This window comes from Rhodoplanes roseus (assembly GCF_003258865.1).
Lineage (GTDB): Bacteria > Pseudomonadota > Alphaproteobacteria > Rhizobiales > Xanthobacteraceae > Rhodoplanes > Rhodoplanes roseus.
This window is the reverse complement of the sequence record NZ_NPEX01000361.1, coordinates 1-4,929: the sequence shown is the minus strand read 5'-3', so window position 1 is coordinate 4,929 and position 4,929 is coordinate 1. Positions and strand designations below refer to the sequence as shown.

The following is a 4,929-nucleotide window of genomic DNA, read 5'->3' as shown; positions in this document are numbered from 1 at the left end:
CCCGGACCTCGGTCCGGGGCTTCTGCATTTTACGCCCTCCTCCCGCTGCGCCGATGGTCCGACCGGCTCGGCCGGCCGTATCGCCGATGAAGCGAAGCGTTGTTGACAACCGCCGGGGTCCTGGCGAAACCGCTCCGTTCTTATTAAGTTCTGGTTCGACCTCTAGACCTTCGTCCGGGCCCTGGCTCGATACGCCTGATCCGCCCTGGACCCGACCCCGGTGACCGATGGCCGATCTGTTCGACAAGCCGCACCGCCCCGACGGGCGGCTGATCTCCATCCGCGGCGCTCGCGAGCACAACCTCAAGAATCTCGACGTCGACCTGCCGCGCGACCGGCTCGTCGTGTTCACCGGCCTGTCGGGCTCGGGAAAGTCGTCGCTCGCCTTCGACACCATCTATGCTGAAGGGCAGCGCCGCTACGTCGAGTCGCTCTCGGCCTATGCGCGCCAGTTCCTGGAGATGATGCAAAAGCCGGACGTCGACCAGATCGACGGCCTGTCGCCCGCCATCTCGATCGAGCAGAAGACGACCTCCAAGAATCCCCGCTCGACGGTCGGCACCGTCACGGAGATCTACGATTACATGCGCCTGCTGTGGGCGCGCGTCGGCGTCCCCTACTCGCCCGCCACCGGCCTGCCGATCGAGAGCCAGACCGTGTCGCAGATGGTCGACCGGGTGATGGCGCTGCCCGAAGGCACGCGGCTCTACCTGCTGGCGCCGCTCGTGCGCGGCCGCAAGGGCGAGTACAAGAAGGAGCTGGCCGAGCTCCTCAAGAAGGGCTTCCAGCGGGTCAAGATCGACGGCGCTTTCCACGAGATCGCCGCCGCGCCCGCCCTCGACAAGAAGTTCAAGCACGACATCGACGTGGTGGTCGACCGCATCGTCGTGCGCCCCGACATCGCGACCAGGCTGGCCGAATCGTTCGAGACCGCCCTCAAGCTCGCCGACGGCATCGCCGTGGTGGAGTTCGCCGACAAGCCGCCTGCGGCGCTGCCTGCAGCCTCATCCTTCGAGACGCGCTCTTCGAGCGCTCCTCAGGATGAGGGGAACGATGCCGGCGCGGGGAAGCGTGGCAAGAAAGGCCTCTCCCCTCGTCCCGAGGAGCCGCGAAGCGGCGTCTCGAAGGACGTGGCCGAAGCGCCGGCCAAGACCACCACCAAGCTCGCGGCGGCCGCGGCCTCGGACGCCAACCGAATCCTGTTCTCCGAAAAGTTCGCCTGCCCGGTGTCCGGCTTCACGATCTCCGAGATCGAGCCGCGGCTGTTCTCGTTCAACTCGCCGCACGGCGCCTGCCCGGCCTGCGGCGGCCTCGGCCTCGACCAGAAGATCGACCCCGACCTGGTGGTGCCGGACAAGGACGCGACGCTCAAGCGCGGCGCCATCGCGCCGTGGGCGAAGTCGTCCTCGCCCTATTACGTGCAGACTCTCGAGGCGCTGGCGAAGCACTACCGCTTCACGCTCGACGCCAAGTGGAGGGACCTGCCGAAGCGCGCCCAGGAGGCGATCCTCTACGGCTCCGACGACGACGAGATCAAGTTCGTCTACGACGACGGCATGCGGGCCTACGAGACCAAGAAGCCGTTCGAGGGGGTCGTGAACAACCTCGAGCGCCGCTGGCGGGAGACCGAGAGCGAGTGGGCCCGCGAGGAGATCGGCAAGTATTTCACCGCCATTCCGTGCGCCTCGTGCGACGGCCACCGGCTGAAGCCCGAGGCGATGGCCGTGAAGGTCGACGGCCTGCATATCGGCGAGGTCTCGGCCATGTCGGTGCGCCGTGCCGGCGACTGGTTCTCGGCGCTGCCGAAGACGCTCAACGCCAAGCAGACCGAGATCGCCACGCGGATTCTGAAGGAGATCCGCGAGCGCCTCACCTTCCTGATCGACGTCGGCCTGGATTACCTCACGCTCGGCCGCGCCTCCGGCACGCTCTCCGGCGGCGAGAGCCAGCGCATCCGCCTCGCCTCGCAGATCGGCTCCGGCCTCACCGGCGTTCTGTACGTGCTGGACGAGCCGTCGATCGGCCTGCACCAGCGCGACAATGCGCGCCTCATCGAGACGCTGAAACGGCTGCGCGACCTCGGCAACACCGTGATCGTGGTCGAGCACGACGAGGACGCGATCCGCACCGCCGACTGGGTGTTGGACATCGGCCCCGGCGCCGGCATCCACGGCGGCGAGATCGTTTCGCAGGGCACGCCGGACGACATCATGGCCGACCCGAAGTCGGTGACCGGCCAGTTCCTCACCGGCGCCCGCATGATTCCGGTGCCGGTGCGCCGCGTCCCCGACTCGCGGCGCGTGGTGCGCGTCGTCGGAGCGCGCGGCAACAACCTGAAGAACGTCTCGGCCGACATCCCGCTCGGCCTGTTCACCTGCGTCACCGGCGTCTCGGGCGGCGGCAAGTCGACGCTGCTGATCGACACGCTGTTCAAGGCGATGGCGCGAAAGCTGCACGGCGCCGCCGAGGCCCCTGCCCCGCACGAGCGCATCGAGGGGCTGGAGCACATCGACAAGATCATCGACATCGACCAGTCGCCGATCGGCCGCACGCCGCGCTCGAATCCTGCGACCTACACGGGCGCCTTCACGCCGATCCGCGAGTGGTTCGCCGGCCTGCCCGAGGCCAAGGCCCGCGGCTACGAGCCCGGGCGCTTCTCGTTCAACGTCAAGGGCGGCCGCTGCGAGGCCTGCCAGGGCGACGGCGTCATAAAAATCGAGATGCACTTTCTCCCCGACGTCTACGTCACCTGCGACGTCTGCAAGGGCAAGCGCTACAACCGCGAGACGCTCGACGTCACCTTCAAGGGCAAGTCGATCGCCGACGTCCTGGACATGACGGTCGAGGAAGGCGCCGAGTTTTTCAAAGCCGTGCCGCGCGTGAGGGAGACCCTCAAGACGCTTCATCGCGTCGGCCTCGACTATATCAAAATCGGGCAGCAGGCGACGACGCTCTCCGGCGGCGAAGCGCAACGCGTCAAGCTCGCCAAGGAGCTCAGCAAGCGCGCCACCGGTCGCACTCTGTACATCCTCGACGAGCCGACCACCGGCCTGCACTTCCAGGACGTCGAGAAGCTTTTGGAAGTGCTGCACGAGCTGGTCGCCCAGGGCAACACGGTCGCGGTGATCGAGCACAATCTCGAAGTCATCAAGACCGCCGACTGGATCATCGACCTCGGCCCCGAAGGCGGCGACGGCGGCGGCGAGATCGTCGCCATCGGCACGCCCGAGGACATCGTCAAAGAGAAGCGGAGCTACACGGGCGCGTTCTTGAAGCCGGTGCTGGAGCGGAAGGCGGTCGCGACCCGTGCGACGGCAGCGGGGCGTGGCGCGGGAGCCGCCGGCGGCAATGGACGACGGCGGAAGGGCGCGCAGGCGGCGGAGTGAAACGACCTTGATCAATACCTAGCGTAGAGATATGGATTCAGCTCCACTATGGGAGCAATAAAATGACACTCAAGGATTTCATATCTGCTGTAGAGACAGCAGCAATTCACAATTCATTTTTTCACTTCACGGACACAAGAAATATTCCATCTATCAAACAACACGGATTGCTTTCCATGAAAGAGATAAAAGGACGCAACATCAATGTACCCGCCCCCGGAGGGAATCAGTGGAGCCTTGACGCCGACCAGGCCTGCGGAATGGATCAATATGTCCACCTTACGTTTAAGCCTGGACATCCAATGGAGAGGCGGGCACTCGAGGAAAAGACTATCCTGGAAGTGCATCGACTGAGAATCAGCCCTACGATACTCTTGATCCCAGGAGTTCTAGGGACCACGGATATATCAAATAAAAGCGGTGTTACACCGATAGATATTTTGCCTTTAATAGGCATTTTAGACCGAGAGGTGATATATCAACGCACAGATTGGAGAGATCCCACAATTCAGGCCCGACTTCAAACCGCTGAGAAGTTTGAGATACTTGTACCAAATCACGTGCCACTGCAATATATAACGAATATTTGTTAACGATGGCCGAACGCCCAGTCTTTGTCCCCCACGAATACGGCAAGCGTCTCGTTGACGTCATAACGATCCAATTCACTTGGCATAAGGGAATGGCCATCTCCCAAAAACGCAAGAACATTGCCGAACTCCATGGCTCAGCGATAAAGCGAGGATTAGCTCATCTTCTCGAAGTGTCGACCAAGTCCGAGTCTGAACTAGGGCGGAGGCTAAGCGCCTTCTCGCTTATGTTCTCTGTGCTTGGCAAGACTGCCTCCGTCGAATCTATATACCAAGGAAGCAAGGTTTTTGAGTCCGGCGGGCCATACACCGATTTGTATTTTAAGACAAGCCGCGAAGCACAGGGCGACAATCGCCTAAGAATGTCTGGAAATCTAATTCGCTTCGAATTTGAAGATAAGCACTACCCCCTAACGCCGCCAACAGCATTTTATGATTGGCTTTATCTGAACGCCTTATATCGAGATTCGGAACTCAAAGAATGCATTCTAGAATTTAATGGATTTACTGACATCGCATTCAACCCGAACAAATCTCTCAATTGCCAAGCTAGGTCTTGCGCCACTTTCGTCGCGTTGACCAAGAGAGGGCAAATTGATGATGCCGTTGAAAGCTTCGAGTTCTTTACGGACACTCTTAAACACGCCAGCTTGTGACACTTGACATTTGCAGCATCGCAGTAAGCGTAACCGGATAGTCATATGCGGAATAGCAAGCGTAGCAAGCGTAGCCCGGGTCGTCGTGCATTGTAGCCCGGCTGGAGCGCAGCGACAGCCGGGGTGAGCGTCGCCGCGAGGGTCTGCTTCGCGCGAGGCCGGTCCCGCGTTTCGCTTCGAGACTGGGCAAGAATCGGCGGCTGCAGCTGATGTAGGATTGGTGGCATGACGAATCGCCCGTTCAAGACCGGCGCGAGCCGGGCGCAGTCCTGTCTTCTGCCGCCGAGCGTGGAGGAC

3 protein-coding genes are annotated in these 4,929 nt (G+C 62.0%); all 3 read left to right on the top strand.

What is annotated here, in order from left to right:
* The first annotated feature begins 227 nt into the window (after positions 1-227).
* The 3 genes from uvrA to CH341_RS28055 all read left to right on the top strand — a co-directional run bounded on the left by uvrA (position 228) and on the right by CH341_RS28055 (position 4,632).
* A complete protein-coding gene (gene uvrA, locus CH341_RS28065) occupies positions 228-3,386 on the top strand; it encodes an excinuclease ABC subunit UvrA (protein WP_111422345.1) in 3,159 nt (1,052 codons plus the stop codon).
* 62 nt (positions 3,387-3,448) lie between these two features.
* A complete protein-coding gene (locus CH341_RS28060; protein WP_111422343.1) occupies positions 3,449-3,979 on the top strand; it encodes a DarT ssDNA thymidine ADP-ribosyltransferase family protein in 531 nt (176 codons plus the stop codon).
* 2 nt (positions 3,980-3,981) lie between these two features.
* Complete coding sequence (locus CH341_RS28055) at positions 3,982-4,632, top strand: DarT1-associated NADAR antitoxin family protein (RefSeq protein ID WP_111422341.1); 651 nt, start codon at positions 3,982-3,984, stop codon at positions 4,630-4,632.
* Positions 4,633-4,929: the final 297 nt, after the last annotated feature.